17 protein-coding genes are annotated in these 22,093 nt (G+C 69.3%); 7 read left to right on the forward strand and 10 right to left on the reverse strand.

Annotated elements, in window-relative coordinates; all coding sequences use genetic code 11:
- Positions 1-215 precede the first annotated feature (215 nt).
- The 3 genes from ACL03I_RS02315 to ACL03I_RS02325 all read right to left on the reverse strand — a co-directional run bounded on the left by ACL03I_RS02315 (position 216) and on the right by ACL03I_RS02325 (position 3,768).
- A complete protein-coding gene (locus tag ACL03I_RS02315) occupies positions 216-1,745 on the reverse strand; it encodes a hypothetical protein (RefSeq protein ID WP_412805052.1) in 1,530 nt (509 codons plus the stop codon).
- A 37-nt stretch (positions 1,746-1,782) separates the two neighbouring features.
- Positions 1,783-2,916, reverse strand: coding sequence for a hypothetical protein (locus ACL03I_RS02320; RefSeq protein ID WP_412805053.1), 1,134 nt, complete (start codon positions 2,914-2,916; stop codon positions 1,783-1,785).
- Between the two features lie 69 nt (positions 2,917-2,985).
- Positions 2,986-3,768: an SDR family oxidoreductase gene (locus ACL03I_RS02325; protein WP_355071333.1), complete on the reverse strand. Its 783-nt coding sequence runs from the start codon at positions 3,766-3,768 to the stop codon at positions 2,986-2,988.
- Between the two features lie 151 nt (positions 3,769-3,919).
- Here ACL03I_RS02325 and ACL03I_RS02330 point away from each other — a divergent pair, with 151 nt between their 5' ends.
- From ACL03I_RS02330 to ACL03I_RS02345, 4 genes are read left to right on the forward strand one after another with little or no spacing between them, the layout of a single operon-like run.
- Complete coding sequence (locus ACL03I_RS02330) at positions 3,920-5,266, forward strand: lipase family protein (RefSeq protein ID WP_355071331.1); 1,347 nt, start codon at positions 3,920-3,922, stop codon at positions 5,264-5,266.
- A 59-nt stretch (positions 5,267-5,325) separates the two neighbouring features.
- A complete protein-coding gene (trmB, locus tag ACL03I_RS02335) occupies positions 5,326-6,138 on the forward strand; it encodes a tRNA (guanosine(46)-N7)-methyltransferase TrmB (protein ID WP_355071330.1) in 813 nt (270 codons plus the stop codon).
- Positions 6,135-6,863, forward strand: a complete 729-nt coding sequence (locus ACL03I_RS02340) for an NYN domain-containing protein (RefSeq protein WP_195044044.1) — start codon at positions 6,135-6,137, stop codon at positions 6,861-6,863. The genes trmB and ACL03I_RS02340 overlap by 4 nt, the downstream gene beginning before the upstream one ends.
- Positions 6,863-9,877 carry an MMPL family transporter gene (locus ACL03I_RS02345; RefSeq protein WP_412805054.1) on the forward strand — a complete coding sequence of 1,005 codons (3,015 nt, stop codon included), beginning with the start codon at positions 6,863-6,865 and terminating at the stop codon, positions 9,875-9,877. Before ACL03I_RS02340 ends, ACL03I_RS02345 begins: the two co-directional genes overlap by 1 nt.
- A 330-nt stretch (positions 9,878-10,207) precedes the next feature.
- Here the strand turns inward: ACL03I_RS02345 and ACL03I_RS02350 are convergent, their stop codons facing one another.
- The gene (locus ACL03I_RS02350; RefSeq protein WP_412805055.1) at positions 10,208-11,830 is read right to left on the reverse strand and encodes a DUF2339 domain-containing protein; all 1,623 of its coding nucleotides are present in this window, start codon (positions 11,828-11,830) and stop codon (positions 10,208-10,210) included.
- A gap of 929 nt (positions 11,831-12,759) precedes the next feature.
- Entirely contained in the window at positions 12,760-13,227 is a 468-nt protein-coding gene (locus ACL03I_RS02355; RefSeq protein ID WP_355071326.1) for a hypothetical protein, read from the reverse strand.
- A gap of 357 nt (positions 13,228-13,584) precedes the next feature.
- Here ACL03I_RS02355 and ACL03I_RS02360 point away from each other — a divergent pair, with 357 nt between their 5' ends.
- Entirely contained in the window at positions 13,585-14,775 is a 1,191-nt protein-coding gene (locus ACL03I_RS02360; protein WP_355071325.1) for a helix-turn-helix domain-containing protein, read from the forward strand.
- Here ACL03I_RS02360 and ACL03I_RS02365 read toward each other — a convergent pair.
- Positions 14,772-15,140 (reverse strand): MerR family transcriptional regulator, encoded by a 369-nt coding sequence (locus ACL03I_RS02365; RefSeq protein WP_355072089.1) that lies wholly within the window; start codon positions 15,138-15,140, stop codon positions 14,772-14,774. The genes ACL03I_RS02360 and ACL03I_RS02365 overlap by 4 nt on opposite strands.
- Before the next feature lie 64 nt (positions 15,141-15,204).
- On the opposite strand from ACL03I_RS02365, the gene ACL03I_RS02370 reads away from it, so the two are divergent.
- Complete coding sequence (locus ACL03I_RS02370; RefSeq protein ID WP_412805056.1) at positions 15,205-16,317, forward strand: alkene reductase; 1,113 nt, start codon at positions 15,205-15,207, stop codon at positions 16,315-16,317.
- A gap of 8 nt (positions 16,318-16,325) precedes the next feature.
- Here ACL03I_RS02370 and ACL03I_RS02375 read toward each other — a convergent pair whose 3' ends face one another.
- The 4 genes from ACL03I_RS02375 to ACL03I_RS02390 form a co-directional block, all read right to left on the reverse strand.
- Positions 16,326-16,961, reverse strand: a complete 636-nt coding sequence (locus tag ACL03I_RS02375; protein WP_355072087.1) for a DUF1707 SHOCT-like domain-containing protein — start codon at positions 16,959-16,961, stop codon at positions 16,326-16,328.
- Positions 16,962-17,080: 119 nt separating this feature from the next.
- Positions 17,081-17,746 carry a response regulator transcription factor gene (locus ACL03I_RS02380; protein WP_355071323.1) on the reverse strand — a complete coding sequence of 222 codons (666 nt, stop codon included), beginning with the start codon at positions 17,744-17,746 and terminating at the stop codon, positions 17,081-17,083.
- A 45-nt stretch (positions 17,747-17,791) separates the two neighbouring features.
- Positions 17,792-18,985 (reverse strand): MacS family sensor histidine kinase, encoded by a 1,194-nt coding sequence (gene macS / locus ACL03I_RS02385; RefSeq protein WP_412805057.1) that lies wholly within the window; start codon positions 18,983-18,985, stop codon positions 17,792-17,794.
- Complete coding sequence (locus ACL03I_RS02390) at positions 18,945-20,234, reverse strand: AI-2E family transporter (protein WP_397276210.1); 1,290 nt, start codon at positions 20,232-20,234, stop codon at positions 18,945-18,947. The genes macS and ACL03I_RS02390 overlap by 41 nt, the downstream gene beginning before the upstream one ends.
- 335 nt (positions 20,235-20,569) lie before the next feature.
- Between ACL03I_RS02390 and ACL03I_RS02395 the strand changes: the two genes are divergently transcribed.
- Positions 20,570-22,090, forward strand: coding sequence for an adenylate/guanylate cyclase domain-containing protein (locus ACL03I_RS02395; protein ID WP_355072083.1), 1,521 nt, complete (start codon positions 20,570-20,572; stop codon positions 22,088-22,090).
- Positions 22,091-22,093: the final 3 nt, after the last annotated feature.

The raw sequence follows: 22,093 nt of genomic DNA on the forward strand, positions 1-22,093 counted from the left end.
AACTCTCCTGAGATGGGCGGCTGTTCGATGCTCCGCCGCCTGGCCCTAGGCCCATGACCAGCGCGAATGCACCGAGCGCCACCGTTGGCGGGAAGGCGCCCGCTCCGACCGGTCGAACGCGCACCCCAGGAGGGCGGCAGATCAGGACTTAGCGGACGCCCAAGTTCCTGAATAGAGGTTAACGCGATGTGACGGCCGGTACGGTATCGGGTTCCTCACTGTGTACCCAATTGGTCGTTCGTTTCAACAGGCGCGATCCAGCGATCGAGGATCCGGACGTCGCGCTCGCATGCGGCGAGCTGCCCCGGCTGCTCGGCCGCCATCCGGCGCAATTCGGCCTCCAGCCGGGCCACCCTGCGATCCGTCTCGACCATTCGCGCGGTGCTTGCCTGGACCACGTGATCGGCCAAAGTGGTCTCCGCTTCCACGAGTGCGGTCACCACGCGCTGCTCGAGCTGCGCTTTTACGTTGACCAACGCGTCGGCGACCCATTGCCGGATGTGCGCTCGATCGGCCAGCTGGCGGCGTGCTCGGACCACCCACGCCGCCGCACCGCCGCCGAGCAGCAACGTTACCGGCACGCTCGCGACGTCGAGGGCCGATACCAGGGAAAACGGAGCAACCAGCAAGCGACCCAGACCGACACCGGCCGACGCGCCGAGCGCGATCATAAGGTGATCTTCGACACCCCGATGGCGTGGCTCGGGATCCGGGCCGACCCGAGGGGCCTGGTCGCGGCGCCGCGTAGGCGAACCCCGATCCGTGCTCTCGATCCGGGCGCTCAGTTCGGCGATGCGCTGGTCGATGTCGTGGTCGAGGGCGCCGGTCAGTTCGGTGACGGCCTGCTGCAGCCGAGTGGGGTAGCCGCCGAGCTCGGCGGGCCGCAGCCGGTCCAGCTCGGCGCGCACGGCGGTGTGCAGCGCCCGGATGCTCGCGCCGATCTCGGTCATCAGGTCCACCCGGGCCAGGTGCAGCTGCCCGCGCAGGGTGGACATCGCGGTGGCGCGCCCCCCGTCGCGACCGGCCAACAGAAGGGCGCGCTCCTCGCGCAGCCGGGCCGCTTCGGCGCCGGAGCGCAGCACCGCCACCTGTTCGGCCACCCGTCGACGCGTGTCGGCGAGGACCCGGCCGGTCACCGCACCCGGCCGGTCACCGCCTGCGGCGGCTGCCGCGGTGAGCCGCGCGTGCAATGCGCCGACACCGGAGCGATCGAGCAGTCCGGCGTCGCCCGCGGCGCGTGCGGCGGCCGCGAGCCGCGCCGAGACCGGCACGATGTCCAGATCGCCCGCGCCCGACGCGGCGAGCAACTCCAGGTCGCGCTCCCGCACGGCGTGCCAGTCCCGGTGGGCGTGGACGCCGTTCATCGCGAGCAGCAGGCGGGCGCCGTCCGCGCGCAACCGATCGACCACCCCGAGCGTGTCCGCGCCGATGATGGTGCCCGCGTCGAGCAGGATCAACGCCACCGCGGGCGGGGCGGACTCCGATACGGCGTCGGCGCGGGGTTCCGACAGCGTGAGGCGCGGTTCGAACCGGGCCAACTCGGTGCGCAACAAGGTCGTGTTGACGTCGGCGGGGCCGATCACCGTGACCGCACGAGCGCCACCGGAGTCGTGCACCGCGCGCAGCAGCGCCATACCTTGCGGATTCCATCGCTCCACCACGGCCGCGAGCTCGGGGACGAGCGCGGCGGGGCGCTCGGCTTCGCCGTCGGCGGAGTCGCCCGCCGGGTGAGAAGGCGGATCCACCGCGGCAGCCGCACCAGGCGACGCCGATTCCGGCGGCTCAGAGACCGGCACTGCTCATCCGTTCCCATAGTCGGACGTACCCGTTGTGCACCCGCAACGCGGCGCGGCGGGCGGCCGGGGGCATATCGCTGGTGACGACCGCGTGCCAGCGCGTGGCGCGGGCAAGCGCATCGTCGGCGTCGGAAGGAGCGGGCGCGGAATACCCTGCGGCGAGATGGGCCACTTCGGGCCCCGCCAGGCCCGCGCAGAGTCCGAGCCAGACGGCGTCGTCGCTGTACAGATAGGACTCCAGGAGGTCGCGCGCCCGGCCGCCCTCCTCCGGGACCGCGCGGGCGGCGAGCCGGGCCAGCTCGTCGAGCAGCTCGCCGCCGCGCAGCGCGGACACTTGTTCGTAGCGGCGGTGCAGCAACTGGTGGAGCGCGTCGATGCCGCTGGCCGCGTGCAAGATCTGCAGCAGCGCCTGCGGAGCGAGATCCGGCTCGTGCCGTAGGGCCGTGCACGCGCAGGCCACGCCGTACAGATCCCAGCGGCGCAGCAGTTCCTCGCGCTCGGCGGCATCCGGCCCCGGTGCGACGAACAGGTCCGGCGCGAGGAGCAACGCGGGGTCGGCTTCGGTGGCGAGTTTGCGCAGCAGGTCCAGCTCCGCGCCGGTCAGCGCGCCCGCCCTGGTGCGCATCGCGAGCGAGGCGACCACCGGAACCACCGGAAGCCGCAGCTGGCTGCCGTACTGCTGGGCCGAGGCCACGGCATCGCCCCAGCGAGAGCCGATCGCGTCGGCTTTGTTCAGCACCGCGATCGTGCGCTGCGGCGGCAGCGTGGCCAGCACCCTCCGATCGGCCGGCGTCGGCGCGGCCGACAGCACGTAGACGACGATGTCGGCGTCGAGGTCGGGGTCGGGCGCATCCGGCCGGTCCACCGGATCGGTCTCCACCGCAGACATGAGCGCGAGCGCGTGCAGCACCGTTGTCCGCCCCGCGTGCGCGCGCCCGGTCACCTGGATGCGCGGCGGCTTGCGCCACGCGCTGACGGCCGCCGCCGCGGCGTACCCGATCTGCGGATCCCGCCCGGTGCCGAAGCGCAGCTCGGCGAGCAGCTTGTCGAGCTGATCGTGCGCGGACGTCGGCACGCCACGCTCCCGCAGCGGCCCATCGGAATCAGTGGCTGTCGGCATGCTGCACACACCCCCTTTTATGGTGCGCAATTGTGTCAGAAGTCGGCTCGCCGGGCAGGTTCGACGGGCTCAGCTGCCACTGAAGTATTTGTTGGCGGTGCGCACCATCCAGTTCGGCGCGTATTTCCCCACCGTCGCGAGCACCTTCGCCTGCGCGCCGATCTCATAGTGCACTTTCGGCAGCCGGGCGCGCTTGCGGGTGGCCTCCCAGATCCCGGCCGCGACGTCGTCGGCGGTCAGTCGTACGCCCAGCGATTTCGTCGTCCCGGTCGTCACGCCGTCCACCATGGCCGTGGCCACGAACAGCGGCCAGATCGCGAGCACGCGGATGTCGTGGCGCTCCCATTCCAGGTCGAGCGCCTCGGTGAAGCTCTTGACGGCGGACTTGGTCGCACCATAGCTCGCGAGTTCGGCCTGGCCGTAGATCGCCGAAGCCGAGCACAGGTTGACCACCTGCGCGCCCGGCGTGTCGCGCAGGTAGCGGAACGCACTGTGTGTCCCCGTGAGCACGCCCACCACGTTGACCTCCACGATCGCCCGATGGGCGGCGATGTCGATCTCCTCGAACGGCCCCGCGCGCAGGATCCCGGCGTTGTTGACCAGGATGTCCAGTCGTCCCGTCGCGGCGTGGAACTCCGCGAGCCGCTCCGCCCACTGCGTGGCGTTCGTCACATCGAGCACTCCTGTGTTAACTACGCCACCCTTGGCTGTGATATCACCGGAAAGCCTGGTCAGCCCGACTTCATCGATGTCGTAAGCCCCGACTTGGTATCCCTGCGCAGCGAAAAGCAAGGCCGTGGCCCGCCCGATGCCCGCCGCCGCGCCGGTGATGAATACTGTCGGTCTGCTCATGCCGGGGAGTCTAGTGCCGGGAATGCCGTGTATCGCGGGGTTCCCAGACGCCCGGTCGGTCACTTACCCTGCAGAAGTGGTCGGCACCATAACCGGTGCGCAGCTTGAACTTTCGCATGCGGCAACCGACCTCGAAGATGAGGAGGTTGCGATGACCGCGAATGTCATCGGCGCTGTCGACCGGGAGCCCGCCTGTCCCGCGGACCGCAAGCCCTTGCTGCCCAGCACGGACCCGTTCCATCGACCGCCGAAAGGGTTCGCGGCCAAGGCGCCGGGCACCATTCTGCGCAGCAGGAAGATCGAAGTGGCGCTGTTCGGAATTGTCCCGCAACAGGTCTCGGCCTGGCAGTTACTCTACCGCAGCTGTGATCTGCACGGGGCACCGGAAGCGGCGATCACCACCGTACTGCTTCCGATCGGCGCGGAACCGGACGAGGATCGCCCGCTGCTGGCCTTCCAGACCGCGATGGACGCGGTGACCGAGAAATGCTCGCCGTCCTACGCGCTGCGTCACGGCTCGCGGGCGCTCGGTTCGATCACCCAGTTCGAATGGCTCCTGGTCGCGAACGCGCTGCGGCGCGGCTGGGCCGTGAGCATCGCCGACCACGAGGGACCGCACGGGAACTTCGGCGCGCCGCGCGAGCCCGGCTACCGCGCGCTCGACGGCATCCGCGCCGCCCTGCGCTTCGACCCCCTCGGGCTCGGCCCGGAAACCCGCGTCGCCGTGTGGGGCTACTCCGGCGGCGGCATGGCCAGCTCGTGGACGGTCGAGATGGCGCCGACCTACGCCCCCGAACTCGACATCGTCGGCGCGGTGCTCGGCGCCCCGGTCGGCGACCCGCGCCAGGTCTTCGACCGGCTCAACGGCACGCCCTTCGCGGGTCTGCCCGCCATCGTCATCGCCGCCCTGCGCAGGCTGTATCCCGCGCTGAGCTCGCTGATCGACAACGAGCTCAGCCCGGACGGCCACCGGTTCGTCGTCCGCGCCGAGAACGCGACGCCGGTCGGCGCGATCCTCGGGCTGGCGGGCAAGAAGGTGGACGACTTCCTCGACCGCCCGCTCGCCGAGGTGCTCGACACCCCGGAGCTGCGGGCGATGTTCGACGATCTGCGGCTCGGCAATACGACGCCGGCCTGCCCGCTGCTGGTGGTGCAACCCATCCACGACCAGGTCATCCACATCGAGGGCATCGACGGCCAGGTGGCGCGCTACCGTCGCGGCGGCGCCGCGGTGACCTACGTTCGCGACCGGCTCAGCGAGCACTTCTCGCTGCTGCCGCTGTCCACGCCGATCAGCCTGGACTGGCTGGCAGACCGGTTCGCCGGGCAACCGGTGAGCGACGCGGGCGACAGCACTGTCTGGTCGGTCGCCGCCTCACCCTCGGGTGTGCGCGGACTGCTGGAGATGGCTGTGACCGCGGCCAAGGTCGCGCTCGGAAGACCGCTGCGTCAGCAACGGCCGACCGAGCCGAGGATCGCGCCCGCGCGCGCCGCCTGACCTCCTGCTCAGCGGCCCGTGCACAACCGCTTGCCGCACTGATCGCCGGATGCTGGACAATGGACGCCGTGAACGACGCCGCGAACCATACTGCCGAGTCAGTTCCGGGCCCGCCGTCCACAGCTTCGGCTCCGGCCGAGGGCGGGCCCAGGCACAAGACCGGCTCCCGCCTGTACCCACGAGTCACCAGCTTCCGGTCGCGCAGGGGCGCGCTGACCGCCACCCAGCAGCAATCCTGGGACCGGATGTGGCCCTCGATCGGCCGCGAGGTCGCCGACGAGCCGCTGGACGCCGCCGCCTGGTTCGGTCGCGACGCTCCGCTGGTCATCGAGATCGGCTGTGGCACGGGCACCGCGACGGCCGTCATGGCGCAGGCCGAACCGCACCTGAACCTGATCGGCATCGAGGTGTATCAGCCCGGCCTGGCGCAGTTGGTGCAGCGCGTCGAGCGCGAAGGGATCGAGAACATCCGCCTGCTGCGCGGCGACGCGGTCGACGTACTGGAAAACATGATTGCCGAGGAGTCGCTGACCGGCGTCCGGGTGTTCTTCCCCGACCCGTGGCCGAAGGCGCGCCATCACAAGCGGCGGCTGCTGCAACCCGCGACGGTCGCGCTGATCGCCAACCGCCTGAAGCCGGGCGGTGTGCTGCACGTCGCCACCGACCACGCGGGCTACGCAGAGCACATCCACGCGGTCGGCATGGCGGAGCCCCTGCTCTCGGGTCTCAACGAGGCGACGGGCGGTGTCAGCGCGGAGCATCGCGCCACCGCGCCGATCGGTTTCGAGCGGCCCGTCACGAAATTCGAGGGCAAGGCACATCGCGCCGGTAGCGCCATCACGGAGCTCATATGGGGGAAGATCGACCGATGAGCGTCAGTGAAATGGCCCACGAAGTGGTCGATGTTGCCGGGGAGGTGCACGGCGGCGGAGCGGAAGGTCTGGGCAGCTCGGGGCCGGACGTGCGCCGCGTCCTGTTGGTGTGGGACGCCCCGAACCTCGACATGGGCCTCGGCGCCATTCTTGGCGGTCGTCCGACCGCCGCCTACCGCCCGCGGTTCGACGCGCTCGGCCGCTGGCTGCTGGCCCGGACCGCGGAACTGTCGGTGGGCGCGGTGCATCGGGTGGAACCCGAGGCCACCGTTTTCACCAACATCGCGCCCGGCACCGCCGACGTCGTGCGGCCCTGGGTGGAGGCGCTGCGCAACGTCGGCTACGCGGTCTTCGCCAAACCGAAGATCGACGAGGACTCCGACGTCGACGCCGACATGCTGGCGCACATCGCCTTACGCAGCCGCGGCGCGGGCTTGGCGGGCATCATGGTCGCCTCCGCCGACGGCCAGGCGTTCCGCGAACCGCTGGAGGCGCTCGCCGCCAAAGGAGTGCCGGTTCAGGTGCTCGGCTTCCGCGAGCACGCGAGTTGGGCCGTCACATCCGATACTCTCGAATTCATCGACCTCGAGGACATTCCGGGCGTGTTCCGTGAACCGCTGCCCCGGGTGAGCCTCGACTCGCTGCCCGACGAGGGTGCCTGGCTGCAGCCGTTCCGGCCGCTGTCGGCACTGCTCACCTCTCGCCCCGCCCAAGGAGTCGCTTAGTGTTCACACGCTGGGGCGATCTGGTATACCGGCTGCGATTCGCCGTCATCGGCGTGGTCGTGGCCGGTCTTCTGGCTCTCGGTGGCTACGGCCTCGGGTTGGAGGACCACCTCAGCTCCAGCGGGTGGGATGATCCGACCTCGGAGTCGGCGCGCGCGGCGCGAATCAAAGACGGTGCCTTCGAACGGGATCACAAATCCGACGTCATCGTGTTGTACACGGCGCCGGACGGCAAGACCATCGACGATCCGGAATTCAGCGGCAAGATCCTCGAGAATCTGGGAAGTCTCCCCCGGGAGCATCCCGACGAGATCACCCAGATCAACGGTGTCTACTGGCGGAACAGCGCGAACATTCCGGTCCAGGCCTCCGTTTTCGGCTCCAAGGACAAGAAGTACGCCTTCGCCTCCATCGCCATCAAGGGCGACAACGACACCGAGATGGTGCGCAACTACCGGAAGGTGAAGAACGTTTTCTTCATCCCCGGGGTGGATGTGCAGGTGACGGGTCTGCAGGCCGTGGCGGGCACGCTGAACGACACCATGGCCGACGACCAGAAGCGCATGGAGATCCTCGCCATCCCGGCGGTGGCCGTCCTGCTGTTCTTCGTCTTCGGCGGCATCGTCGCCGCCGGATTGCCGCTGATCGTCGGTGGTCTCACCGTGATCGGCGCATGGGGCATCGTGCGGTTCATCACCGAGTTCACCGAGGTGAATTCGTTCGTCTCGCCGGTCGTCTCGATGATCGGCTTGGGCCTGGCCATCGACTACGGCTTGTTCATAGTGAGTCGTTTCCGCGAGGAACTCGCCGAGGGATACGACACCAGGACCGCCGTCCGCCGAACGGTGATGACCTCGGGTCGCACCGTGGTGTTCTCCGCCACGATGATCGTCGCCAGCCTCGGCGGCATGCTGCTGTTTCCGCAGGGCTTCCTGAAATCGGTGGCCTACGGCGCCATCGCGACGGTCACCCTCGCGGCGCTGACCTCGATCACCGTGTTGCCCGCCATGCTGTCGGTGCTGGGCAAGCGGGTCGACCTGCTCGGCCTCAAGCGGTTCCGCCAGACCAAGACCGCCGATGAGGTGGAGAACGGTATCTGGGGGCGCTCCACCCGCTGGGTGATGAAGCATCCGCTCAAGATCGCGATCCCGCTCTGCATCCTCTTGCTGCTGCTGATCATCCCGGTCAAGAATCTGAGCTTCGGTGGTATCAACGAGCGGTATCTGCCGCCGGACAATCCGACCCGCTTGGCGCAGAAAGAGTTCGACACGATCTTTCCGCTGCGCAAATCGGATCCGATCGAACTGGTTTTCGTAGTCGACGATCCCAGCCTCGCTCCCCAGGTAGCCAAGGTGGTGAAGGAGGCGAGCAAAGCGCCCGGGCTGGCCGGCGAATTCGCTTATCCGCCCAGCACGGCTCCCAACGACAAGACCATCTACAACACGTCCGTCACGCTGACCAATTCGCAGGACGCCGATCCGACCATCGATTACCTCCGCTCGCTGCCGTTGCCCGACGGCGTCACCATGCTCGTGGGCGGTCAGCCGACGATCCAGAAGGACAGCATCAACGCGCTGCTGGGCCGGATGCCTTTGATGATCGCGCTCGTCTTGTTCGTGACGACGCTGCTGATGTTCCTGACCTTCGGCTCGCTGGTGCTGCCGATCAAGGCCGCGCTGATGAGCGCCCTCGGTCTCGGATCCACGCTCGGCATCCTCACCTGGATCTTCATCGACGGCCACGGCGCGGGACTGTTGAATTTCACTCCGCAGCCGATCATGTCGCCCGTGCTGGTGCTCATCATCGCAATCATCTACGGCCTGTCGACCGACTACGAAGTCTTCCTGATGTCGCGCATGGTCGAGGCGCGCGCCCAAGGCGCGAGCACCACCGAGGCGGTGCGGATCGGTACCGCGCAGACCGGCCGGATCATCACCGCGGCCGCGCTGATCCTGCTCGTCGTCACCGGTGCGTTCGCCTTCTCCGACCTGGTGATGATGCAGTACATCGCCTACGGCATGATCGCCGCGCTGTTCATCGACGCGACCGTGCTGCGCATGCTGCTGGTCCCGGCCACCATGAAGCTCCTTGGCGACGACTGCTGGTGGGCGCCTGCCTGGATGAAGAAGGTGCAGGAGAAGGTCGGGCTCGGTGAGCCGATCCTCGATGACGAGCGCGTCGGCGGTAGCGATGTCGTCGACCTGGTGAAGACCACGCCGATCACCGATCCGGTGACCATGCAGATCCCCGCCGTCACCGCCGCCAACAAGGTGCCGCGCAGGCGCAAGCCGCGCACGGTCGCCGAGATCGAGGCCGAGGCGCCGACCAGGCGGCTGGACCGGGTACCGCCGTCGCCCGCACCGCACCCGACCCCCGCGCCGCCGCCGCTCGATCCGGCCAGGCCACGCACGGAACCACCACGGAATCCCACACCCCCGCAGGGCGAACCGATTCGCCCGCGGCGGATTTCGCAGGTTCCGAACGATCCTCGCTCGCCCGGCCAGGCGGAGCAACGGCCGCCGGCACCGCCCATGCACCCGCCGCGACCGGCGCCGCCCACCGGCCTGTCGCAGGACCCGAACGCATCGCACGCCGGTGTGCCGTCGGTGACCCTGCCCGAGCACAGCCCGCGACCCGCCGTCTCACCGATCACGCCACCCGCCCCGCGCCCGACCCACGCACCGGAACCACGCCCGCTGTCGGGCATCTCGCAGGAACACACCGTCGATCTCGCACAACAGCGCCCCGACGCGCCCGGTCCGCCGCACCACCTGCCGCCCGATGCTCCGGCCGCTTCCGACGTCCCCGCGCACCGCGCACCCGAACCCGAGGCCCCCGCGGAGCCGTACAACGGACCGGACACCACCAACCGCAGCAGCATCGAGAGCTGGATGGCCGAACTGCGCTCCTCCCGCCGCCACATCGGCCGGGCCCCCGAGGAGGGCAGGCACCACGGCGGCGACGGCCGCACGGTGAGTGTGAACGAACTGCTGCGCCGCCGCGACCGCGAGTGAGCCGACGCCACCGCTGACGCGAAGCCGCCGCGCCGTAGTCGTTGAAATCCACCATGGCCCAGCGGTTCCCGCTCAGCGCGTTGCGTAGCACCATCGGCCAGGCCTGCCGACCGAACTGTCCTGCGAGCAGAGCACGAAGGCGGTCGAGCACGCGTTCGCCTGTTCGTAGCCGCGCGGCACCCGGCCCGTTCGCAGACCACTGTTCGGCGGCGAACGCGGTGCCGATCTCGCTCACGCGGCGCAAGCGATCGCGCAGCGACCTCTCGCTTTGAGTGCGTTCCCGGTGAGCGTGGCGACGGTCTGGGCCACCGCGACCGGGTCGCGGGTAAGTCAGCTCGCTCGACCGGAGTCGTCGGGCTCCTCCGTTCGCTTCGTGACAGTCGTTGCGGTGCCATCAGGTGCGTTCCCCGTTCCCGCGTCGGCGAAGGCGCGCGCATAGCGGGTACCTGCCAAGAGCAGCAGAATGCCGACTACGAGGAAGGCGACGACGCGGACCAAGCCGTCCAAGGTGGCCAGGTCGAAGAGGAACAGTTTGGCCAGTGCGGCTGCCGTGACCAGTAAACCGGAACCCAAGGCGAGTTTGGCGACCGCGGGTGCGTCGGCGAGTGTGCGAAGTCCGAACAGGAGGGCGCTGGTCGCGGCTGCCATCCAGAGGATGGTCGCGGCGCTGTGGCCGAGGAGGAACCCGTTCGGCGTTCCGGTCACGACGCCGAGGGAGACCGTCGTCGTGGTCACCGCGTAGAGTCCGGCCACGCTCGCGGCGATCCATGGCCACGCGCTGCCCGCGGCAGGTCCGGGCAATCGCCGCGCGCACCACATCGCCACCGCGATCACCGCGAGGGCCAGCGTCGCGCCGAGCAAGGTCGCCACGCCGAGGTTCGCCTCCGAAAGATTTGGCGAGGCAAGCACTTCCGGGCTCGCGACACTCAGCAGCGCCAAGCCGCCGAGCACCGCGAACGCCGCGCCGAGGCCCGCCGCCGGGCGGGACGTCCGCTGGCCCGCGACGCCGAGGAAGACCAACGCCACCAGCAGCAGAGCCGTGGGCAAGGTCCGCGTCTCGGTAACGCCGACACATGCCTCGAGCGCAGCGATCGAGCCCGCGACGGCGGCCACGAGGGCCGTGTGCCCCGGGATCCGTACCAACTCGTTCACTTTCGGCGCCATGCTCACCGCGGCGACGAGCAAGAGCACCGCGGCGGCGATCGACGCTACCGACACCGCGATGTGCCGTTCGGAATACATCCCCGGGGCGAGCAGCATCGGCACGAGCGCTGCCGCCATCGTCAGCGAGGCGGTGAGATCGGCGGGCCGGTGCCGGACGACGACGATCGTCCCGGTGATTCCGACCAACGCGACCGCCACCGCGGCCACGAGCACCCAGGTGCGCACTCCAGCGGCGGGAGTTCCGAGAACCGCACCCGCGACGAACCCAAACGTCGCCAGTACGGCAGGCAATGTGCGCGCCACGTGCAGATATGGCCAGTTCCGCGTCAATTGCACCGGCACGCAGACCAATTGCAACACGATCAGGAACGCGAGCAGTACCACCCGCGTGGTCACCACCGGAGACAGCGCCGCCGCGGCGAGCACCACCAGGACCGCGAGTGGCTGCGTGCGCCACCGCATCGCCAAACCGACGCCCGCGGTGGCGACACCGAAAGCGACGGCGAGCCCGAGTACCGGATGCAGCCAGTGGTAGATGGCGGTCACCGCGACGACATCGAGATAGGCGCCCGCGATGCCGGTGGCCGCCAGTGCGATACCGCCGACCCGCCCTCCGGTCCGCTGGAAGACTCGTACTCCCGCAGCCAACAGCACAGCCGAGAGAGCCGCTCCCGCAATCACTCTCGGCACCGGCCCGAAGAATCCCGCCTGGGCAGCCAGAACTAGGAGCATCGCGACGCCGATCAACGTCACCGCGACACCCGCCAGCGCCAAGAGCCGGCTGATCACCCCGTCACGTTGCCACCACGGCGTATGCGGCACCGGTGGCGTCGCGCGCGGTGGGACAGGCGGGCGAGGCGGCACCGCCCCTGGCATCGGTCCCCGCGCGTTGGGCGGCCACTGAGCGCCACCCCACGCACCGCCGGGCGGTGGGGCGAAACGCGGAACGTATGTGGGCTGCGGAGGGGGAACCGGCACACCGGCCACCGACGATTGTCCCGGCCAGGGCGGCGTAATCGGTGGTATCGCACCGGACGCCGCGTACCCCGCTCCCGCGAACTCGCCGCTGGCAAGGGGATCGGCCGCACGCGACGACGACCCAGCGAACCCACCGCTGGCGTGGGCATCCGTCGCACGCGACGACGACCCAGCGAACCCACCGCTGGCGTCGGCATCCGTCGCACGCGACGACCCAGCGAACCCACCGCTGGCGTGGGCATCCGTCGCACGCGACGACGACCCAGCGAACCCACCGCTGACAGACCCTCCGATTCCACTCGACGACCCCGCGACCGGGCGTGCGGGCGCACCGGGTTCCGAGGCATCGCCGAACGCCTGTCCGCCGGTCTCGCCGTATACCGGCGGTTGCGCAATCGAATCGCGCGCCTCGCCGGACGCTGCCCCGCGCGGTACCTCGTTCCCGGGCACACCCGGCGTGTCGGATGAGGCCGGACGCACCGGGACGCCCGCATCCGCGACGACCTGCTCATGTAGCACACGCAGATCCCGGCCGAGCACGCCCAACTGCGTCCCCAGCGTCGTGAACTCGCCGGAGAGACGCGCGAGCAACGCCGGATCGATGGAGGTAGTCATGACTTCATGCTGGTCACCGCGACGCGCGCGAGCATGAGTAGTTACCCCTGGTAGACAGGCGGGTTCTACCCGCCCGACCGGCCCTCACCCAGGGCAGTCGGATGAGGACCGGTCGCGCCGAGTGGTCAGTAGGTGCGCAACCCGACGACCTCGTGCACGGCCTCGATCACCGCGGTGCGCGGCGGCATGCGCAGGACGCCCGGCGCCGGTTCGCCCGCCCAGTGCCAGCCCAGTGCCGAGTCGGAGCTGGGGAGCAGGATGATGCGACCGCCGGGGACCACGGTGACCCCGTGACCGGCGAGACAGCGCCGGACCGCGACCTCGACCGGCCGAGCTGGGCTCGGGGGCGTGACGAGAAAGGTCCATGTGCGCTCGCCCGGATCGGCGATGACGGGTGCGGTGTGGTTGCGGTCCAATTGGACGAGCACCTTGCGACCCAGTTCCGGCGGCATGACGATCGCGCCCATGATGGAGCCGGTGGTTATCGTCGGGCGTCCGGCCAGCAACTGAACCGGAAGCCCGTAGGTATGCCGCAGCAGATGCGCGACTTCCTGGGGGTCGTGACAGCCCTCGAACATCGCTTTACTCCGCATCGCAGTAGCCGAATTCGGTCGAAACGAGAGGCTTTCGGGGTAGCAACCCGCGCTGGTCGCGCATCCGTGTTCCGGCGTTCGCGGGCAGAGCGCTGACCTGGCGTAGCGGTCGAATCGCGCGGTGGCGCGCCGGTCGCGTGGTCTGTGCACCAGGCCGCCACGCGCGATCGGCGCGCCCGGCCTGCAAGGTGTTCTTCGGCATGGTTTTCATTGCCGCCGCCCTTTGCATTCAAAGTTGCAGAAAGGCAACGGTATTCCAACCAGCAGCGAACGAGTCGTACGCAATGTCCCACTTCGGTAGTCCCAGATAACATAGCGTCGTACTCTGAAACCCAGATTTAACAAAAGGACTTGGGTATGGACGAATCGTCGATCGGAGTTCGGATCCGCCAGTTCCGCGGGAAGGCGCTCACGCAGCGCCAGCTCGCCGATCAGGCGGGTGTCAGCGTGGATCTGGTGCGCAAACTCGAGCAGGGTGGCCGCCAAACCGCCTCCATCGCCAGCTTGCAGAAGATCGCGCGCGCCTTGGACGTGGATATCGCCGATCTGATCGGCAAGCGCCAAGGCGTGCCGTCCACCAATCCGGACGCGGGCATCGTGGCCATCCGCCGCGCGCTGACGCCGGTAGACGACCTGCTCGGCGAGACAAGGGAAGAGGAGGCGGTCAGCCTCGACGACGGCCGGCGCTCGGTCGAATATGCTTGGGGCGCTTACTGGTCGGGCCGCTACGAGCTGCTGACCTCGATCCTTCCGCCGGGATTGACCCAGCTGCGCGCCACCGTGCACGCCGCGCGCAACGGTTCGGTCGCACCCGCCAACGAGTTGCTGGCCCGGATGTACTGGGTAACCGGATGCACGCTGGTGCATCTCGGCCAGACCGATCCGGCGTTCCTGGCCATCCGGCAGGCGCTCGCCGCCGCCGAGCTGGGCAACGATCCCCTACTGCTGGCCACCATCCGCGGTTCGGTGGCCTGGCAGTTGCTGGTGCAGGGCCGCTACGACGAGTCACGCGGCGTGGCGCTGAACGCGGCCGCGACCCTGGAGCCCTCCGGCGACGTCACGCCAACGCATCTGTCCGCCTACGGCTCGCTGGTGTTGCAGGGCGCGACCGCGGCGGGCCGGGCCCAGGACGTGCACGACGCCTTGTCCCTGGTGGAAGCGGCGAGCGAGGTGGCCCTGCGGATCGGCACGGACCGGCAGGACTACGAGACCTATTTCGGCCCTTCCCAGGTCGTCATGCAGACGGTCGATGTCAACATCTCCTCCGAGCGCTACCCGGAGGCGCTGGCCGCGGCCAAGGACATGCCGGTCAACGGCAGTCTCCCGCAGGCATCCCGGGCGCGGCACCTCGCCGACACGGCGGTCGCGCTGACCCGCACCGGCCGGCACCAGCGCGCGCTGGACGCCTTGCTGACCGCGGAACGGGTGGGCGGCGCGGACTGGCTGAAATACCAGTCGCTACCGCGCCACATCGTGTCCGAACTGCTCGACCACGACCGCAAGGTGCCGCTGCGCGCGTTCGCCCGCCGGATCGGGGTCAACACCTAGCCCGCCGGTCGTTCCCCGGCTCGTTCGATCACCTCGTCCAGCACCTCGCGCGAGCGCAGGAGATCATTGATGGTGCGGGTGATCCGTTCGCGCTCGGTGTGCAGCTCGTCGACCAGCGCGGGCGTGGCGTACTCGTTGGGACCGCCGTCCGCATCGCGCATGCAGGGCAGGATTCGCGCGATCTTCTTGCTGGTGAGTCCCGCCGCGAGCAACTCTTGGATGTGGATGACCCGGTCCACCGCGCGCTCCGGATAGTCGCGGTGACCGCCGCTCGTGCGGTCGGAGGCCAGCATGCCCTGCTCCTCGTAATAGCGCAGCGACCGTTCGCTCACGCCGGTGCGCTCGGCGAGTTCCCCGATTCGCATCCTCACCTGGCCTTTCGCCTTCGGGCTTGAATCTCACATTGATGTCAAGTTTTACCGTACCAACATGACGAACGCAGCGGCTTCCGATCTCTTCCAGCCCACGACCCTCGGCTCCCTCGCGCTGCCGCACCGCCTGGTGATGGCGCCGATGACCCGTAACCGCGCCGCGGCCGACGGCACGCCGTCCCAGATCATGGCGACCTACTACGCACAGCGCGCGAGCGCCGGCCTGATCATCGCCGAGGCGACCACGCCGAACCAGGTGGGTCAGACCTACGCCGACATTCCCGGCATCTACACCGACGCGCATGTGGCGGGCTGGCGAGCGGTGACCGGCGCCGTCGCGGCGGCGGGCGGGCGAATGTTCCTGCAACTCCAGCACGGCGGCCGGGTCGGCCATCCGGACAACAGCGGGCTGCACCCGGTCGCGCCCTCGCCGGTTCCGTTGCCCGAGCCCATCCACACTCCTAGCGGCGCGCAGGATGCCGTCGTCCCGCTGGAGATGACCACCGCCGATATCGAGGCCACCATCGCCGATTTCGCGTCCGCGGCGGAAAACGCGATCGCGGCGGGATTCGCCGGAGTCGAGGTGCACAGCGCGAACGGCTACCTGCTGCACCAATTCCTGGCGCAGAACACCAACCAGCGCACCGACTCCTACGGCGGGTCGGTGGCCAACCGCATCCGATTCACCGTGGCGGTGGTCGAGGCGATCGCCGACGCGATCGGCGCCGAGCGCGTCGGCGTGCGGATCTCCCCCGGAGTGTCCGTCAACGGCATCGATGAGGGCGACACCGAGGACATCTACCCCGCACTCGTCTCGGCGCTGGCCGGCAAGGGCCTCGCCTACCTGCACTACGTCTTCGCCGACTCCGAACAGCCCCTGTTCCAACGGGTTCGGGCGCTGTGGCCGGGGGCCCTCATCGCCAACCCGAATCTGGGCTGGGGCGTCCCGCTGCCCGAGGACGGCGGCCGGGAAGCCGCGCAGCGCCTGCTCGCAGGCGGTGCGGACGCCATCTCGCTGGGCCGTTCCTTCCTGGCCAACCCCGATCTGGTCGAGCGGCTGCGCACCGGCGCACCACTCAACCCGGTGCGCGACGCGCATCTGATGTACGTGGGCGGCGCGGAAGGCTACACCGACTACCCGACGCTCGACCTGACTCCCACGGCGGGCTGACCAGCCGCTCAGCGCCCCATCAACCGGCGCCACTGCGCCATGAACGGATGCTTCGCGGTGACCGAGCCGAATCGGATCTTGCCGAGCACCACCAGGTGCAGGGCGCCCAGCGGCGGCCCGGTGCGGACCTTGTTGTTCACGCTGGAACCGATCAGCTCCAGCCCGTTCAGGTCGACGGTGGCCTCCGCGGGCACGATCAGATTGATCGAACCGGCGAAGTCGTCGACCCGCAGCTCGACCACCTGGGTCGACATGATCGCCTCGGTGAAGTCCAAGGTGACCCCGGACAGCCAGTTGTTCAGATACAGGGTGGGCGGCACCTGCCACGGGCCGCGGCGGCTCACCCCGGACAACCGCGAACGGATCACGTTGCTCGCGCCGTTCGAGCCGGACGCCTGCCTGGTGAAGGCGGGCGAGGAGTTCACGAACGTCGACGGCGGCGCGGCTGGCTGCCCCACCAGGCGGACGCCGGGCAGATCGATGAGGACGGCGTTCAATTCGCCGCGGGTCTTGGCGGCCAGCGCGGTGTCCATCCGCTCGGTGAACTCACCGAGCGAGAGCATGCCGAGGCCGACCGCGCGCTGTAGCAGCTGACCGACGTGTTCCCGCTCGGCGTCCGACACGCGCAGTTCCCGGTCGCCCACCGCGCCGCCGGAGCCGACCACATTCGATACCGATTCGGGCCCACCCATGCGATCGAGGTTACCCAGCGGACGGCCACGACCGCATCAGGGCGATCCCTGATTCGAGAGCACCTTCCGGACTACTCGAGCCCCTGTTCGATGGCGTACCGAGTCAATTCGACCCGGTTCGCCAGCTGGAGTTTGCGTAACGTCGCCTGCACATGGTTCTCCACGGTGCGGTGACTCAGTCCCAGCCGCGTCGCGATCTGCTTGGCGGACAGCCCTTTCGCCACCATCCGCAGCACCTCGGTCTCGCGCTCGGTCAGCGCGGGCCGGTGCGGCTCGTCGGGGCGCACGGGCGTGGTCGCCATCCGCCGGTACTCGCCGAGCACGAGTCCGGCCAGCCCCGGTGTGAACACCGCTTGGCCGGCCGCGGTGGCGCGCACCGCGTCGATGAGCTCGGCCGCCGACGCGCTCTTGACCAGGTAACCCGAGGCGCCCGCCTTGATGGCGTCGAGCACGTCGTCACGCTCGGCTGATGCCGAGAGCACCAGCACCCGGCTCTGCGGCGACACCCGCAGCACCTCGGCCGTCGCCTGTGCCCCGTTGCCGTCGGCCAGCTGCATGTCCATCAGCACCACGTCCGGCCGCACCGCCCCGGCGCGCCTGCTCGCCGCGGCGACACCGTCGGCCGTGGCCGTCACCCGGAATCCGGCTTCGGAGAGATCGCGGGAGACACCGTCCCGCCACATCGGGTGGTCGTCCACCACCATCACCGAAATGGAACCGGCCGTCTGGTCCGCCATCAGCGCCTCCGCCTTCGCTCATGCCCGCGCCTCGCCGACGCTCGCTCATCTGGGCACCCGGAATTCCCATTCGGTGCCGAATCCGACCCCGCCATCGATCTCGGTGAGCAGGTCCGCACTGCCGCCGAGTGCCGCGATCCGCCCCACGATGGACCGGGAAACTCCCATGCGCCCTTCGGCTTCCGCCTCGGCCAGCCTTCCTGGCGGGATGCCTACGCCGTCGTCGCGCACGCTGATCACCACTTCGTCGCCGGTGTCCTCCAGCAACACATATGCTCTCGCATCCGGCCCGGCGTGCAGCTCCACATTGGACAACGCCGTGGCCACGGCAGAGGTGATCTCGTTCGCCATCCAGCGGCCGACCCGCACCGGATCGCCGGGCGTGGACACCGACACCGTCGGCGTGGACTGCGCGGTCAGCAGTGGCCGCAGGTCGACCTCGGCTCCGCCCGCGTCCCGGTGATCGGCCTGCTCGGTGATCAGCACGCGCAGCGCCACCTCCTGTTCACCGGCGCGCAGGGCCAATTCCTCCGTGGGTCCGCCGATTTCGCTGCCCCGGCGCTTGATGTAGCTGAGCACCTGCAACACGCCGTCGTGCACCTCGCGCGACAGCCGTTCTCGCTCCTCGGCCGCCGCGGTCAGGCGCACGGCCTGCTCCAGCTGGTCCTGGGCGCGGCGCGCGGTGTTGGCGGCCAAGCCGAGTGCGAGACCCACCGAGACGAGCACCGGCACCGTCGCGTCCGCCCACACGTCCTCACCCCACTGATCGCGCACCGTCAGCGACACCGCGGCGATCAAGGCTCCGGACAGCACGCCCGCGAACGGTCCGCGCAGGATCGCCGCGCCGATCACGGCGTTGGTGGCCCACAGCGTGGTGGGCAGCGTCTGGTGCCCGTGATACCAGTCGTAGTCGGCGACCAGTCGGGTCGCGGCCATCAGCCCGATCACGACCACGTGATCGCCGATCACCACACAAGTGCGCAGCCGCGCCACCTCGGGGAAATGCCACTGCGACAGCATGATCGCCGAAGCGCCCGACCACACCGCCATCAACGCGATGAGCACCCAGCTCAACCGCTGGTTCGTGTAGTACGGCACCGAAGCGATCTGCTGGCCGACCGCGTACAGCAGCGTGACCAGCCGCAACGCCTGCGCGGCCCGCCACAGCGGTGTGGTCGCCACGTCGGCCGAGCGCAGCTCAGCCCTTCGTCGTGCCGTCGCCGGCTTGCGCGCCGTCATCGGACTCCGCCTTCCGCTGCGCCGACTCCGTGGCCTGCTTCTTGGTCGCCTCGATCAGCGTCGCGGCCACGTCGAACCGGCCGGGCTCGGGCCGATCCGGTTCGGCCGAATACAGCCCGTGATGGTCCTCGCCGGTCTGCAGCTCCCCGTACAGTTCCTCGGGGCCTTCCAGCAACGACCGGATCGCCGTGTTCATCACGGCCACGAACGGCACCGCCAGCAGACCGCCCGCGATCCCGCCGATCACCACGCCCGCCGTGATCGCCAGCACCACGGCCAGCGGGTGGATACTGACCGCCCGCCCCAGCAGCAGCGGTTGCAGCACATGGCCCTCGAGCTGCATCACGGCGATGATGATGCCGAGCACGATCAGGGCGGTGACCAGCCCTTTGGTCACCAGCGCGATGAACACCGCGATGAATCCGGCCAGGAACGCGCCGATGATCGGGATGAACGCGCCGATGAACACCAGCGAGGCCAGCGGCAACGCCAAAGGCACACCGAGAATGGCCAGACCGGCGCCGATGCCGATGGCGTCCACCGCCGCGACCACGACCGTCGCGCGGACGAACCCGACCAGCGTGCCGAACCCGAGCCGCCCGGCGGTGCGGACCCGCTCGCGATGGTCGGTGGGCACGATCCTGGTGACGAACTCCCAGATCTGATCGCCGCCGTAGAGGAAGAAGATCAGGATGAACAGCGTCAGGAAGGTGCCGGTCAGCAATTCGCCGATCACAGTGGCGGTGGTGAGCGCCCCGCTGGTCAGACTGTCCTGATTGGACTGGATCGCCTTGACGATGGCGTCGCCCACGTTGCGGATCTGCTCGTTGCTCAGATGCAGCCTGCCGTTGATCAGCCAGTCCTGGATCTGGTGGATGCTGTCGGTGAACTTGTTCGACAGCTGCGGCACACCGGCGACGAACTGTTCCACGACGAAGGTCATGATGCCCGCGACCACGCCGATCGACCCGACCAGCGCGACGAAGACACCCACCGAGCGCGGCACGCCCAATCGCTGCATCCAGTCCACCAGCGGCGCGAGCAACGCCGCCGCGAGCAGCGCGATGGCCAGCGGGATGACCACGGTCGCCAATTTCTGCACGATCGCCGTGACCGCGAGCCCCAGCGCGAACAGCACCAGCAGCCGCCAGCCCCACTCCGCCGATACCCGGACGATCGGGTGCACCGTCTCCGCCGCGGGCCGCGACAGCGTGATTTTCCGCTCTGGACTTGGCTTCGGGTCGGTCACCTCCGTGAGCCTAACGGGTGCTGTCGGACGTAGTCCGTCTTCCGCTCGCGCATGGCCGGAGCGAAGGCGGAAGTACGCCTAATGGGTGCTGTCGGACGTAGTCCGTCTTCAGCTCGCGCATGGCCGGAGCGAAGGCGGAGGTACGCCTAACGGGTGCTGTCGGACGTAGTCCGTCCTTCGCCCGCGCATGGCCGGAGCGAAGGCGGAGGTACGCCTAATCGGCCCGGCCGTAGCCTGTCGGCCTTCACCGGCGGTCAGCGCCGCGGACAGGCCGACGGGACCGGAACGCTAGATTGGACCCCGTGTCGGCGCCTCTGGAAGCGGTCAAACAGACCATGCGAACGCGCTGGCCGCTGTACCTGACATCGATGCTGCTGGCGAACGCTTTCGGCGCGGTTCTGGTGTGGGCCTTCATCCAGTACGGACTACCCGTCCCCGAGGGCGAGCCAACCGGTGCCAGGAGCACCGGCCTGCTGATTCCGGCCGTCGTCTTCGTGGCGGGTGGCCTGCTCAGCATGGCCGCGTCCGCGCTGATGCTGCGCCCGGTGATGCGCTGGCAGATGCGCGGCGGACCGCCGAGCCGCCAGGAGCAGATGGCCGCGCTGCACGCACCGCTGCGCCAGGCGATCCTGCACCTCGCGCTGTGGCTGATCGGCGGAGCCGTGCTGGCCGCGCTGATCATCAGGGACACTCCCGCGCTGGCGGGCGCGGTCATCGTCACCGAGTGCATGGCCGCGACCATCGTGTTCGGCTTCACCTACATGCTGGGTGAGCGCATCCTGCGCCCGGTGGCGGCCCAAGCTCTGACCGAGGGCACCTTCGACCACACCCTCACCCCCGGCGTCGGCACCAGGATGGGGATGACCTGGGGTATGGGCACCTTCGCCCCCACCATCGCCATCGTGCTGTTGTGCGTGACCCAGATCTCCTCGGACGTGAAGTTCTCCGCCCAGTCGCTGGCCATCTCCATCCTGCTGCTGTGCGGCGTGGTGATCATGCAGGCGCTCGCGCTGTCCATGCTCACCGGTTCGAGCATCTCCGACCCGGTGCGCCAGCTCAGCCAGGCCATCGACCGGGTCCAGGCCGGGGCGCGGGACGTGCAGGTCGAGGTCTTCGACGGCAGTGAGATCGGCCTGTTGCAGGTCGGCTTCAACCGGATGATGGAGGAGGCGGCCAAGCGCCGTCAGCTGCAGGAACTGTTCGGTCAGCACGTCGGCGAAGAGGTGGCGCAGCGGGCGCTGGACTACGGCACCGAACTCGGCGGCGAGACCCGGTTCGTCGCGGTGCTGTTCGTCGACATGGTCGGGTCCACCGCCACCGCGGCCGAGCGGCCGCCCACCGAGGTGGTGAGCCTGCTCAACGAGTTCTTCCGCATCGTGGTCGATGTGATCGACCGCCACCACGGCTTCGTCAACAAATTCGTCGGCGACGCGGCGCTGGCCATCTTCGGCGCGCCGCTGGACCGCCCGGACGCGCCGACCGCCGCGCTCGCCGCCGCGCGCGAATTGCGCGAGACCCTGCGGGAAGTTCCCGGCCTGGACATCGGCATCGGTGTTTCGGCGGGACTGGCCGTCGCGGGGAACATCGGCGCGGCCAACCGCTTCGAGTACACGGTGATCGGGGATCCGGTCAACGAGGCATCCCGGCTCACCGAGCTGGCCAAAGAACGTCCCGGCCGGACGCTGGCCTCGGGCAGCGCGCTGTATTTCGCCGAGGAGAGCGAGCAGGACCAGTGGGAAACCGGCGACGAGGTACAGCTGCGCGGCAGACGCAGGAAAACGCTTTTGGCCTGGCCACGAGAACGGGCCGACGCGCCCGACGATACCGATGTCGAAACGGCGCGTTCGTTAGGCTGACCG

It is taken from the genome of Nocardia sichangensis, from assembly GCF_047200615.1.
Lineage (GTDB): Bacteria > Actinomycetota > Actinomycetes > Mycobacteriales > Mycobacteriaceae > Nocardia > Nocardia sichangensis.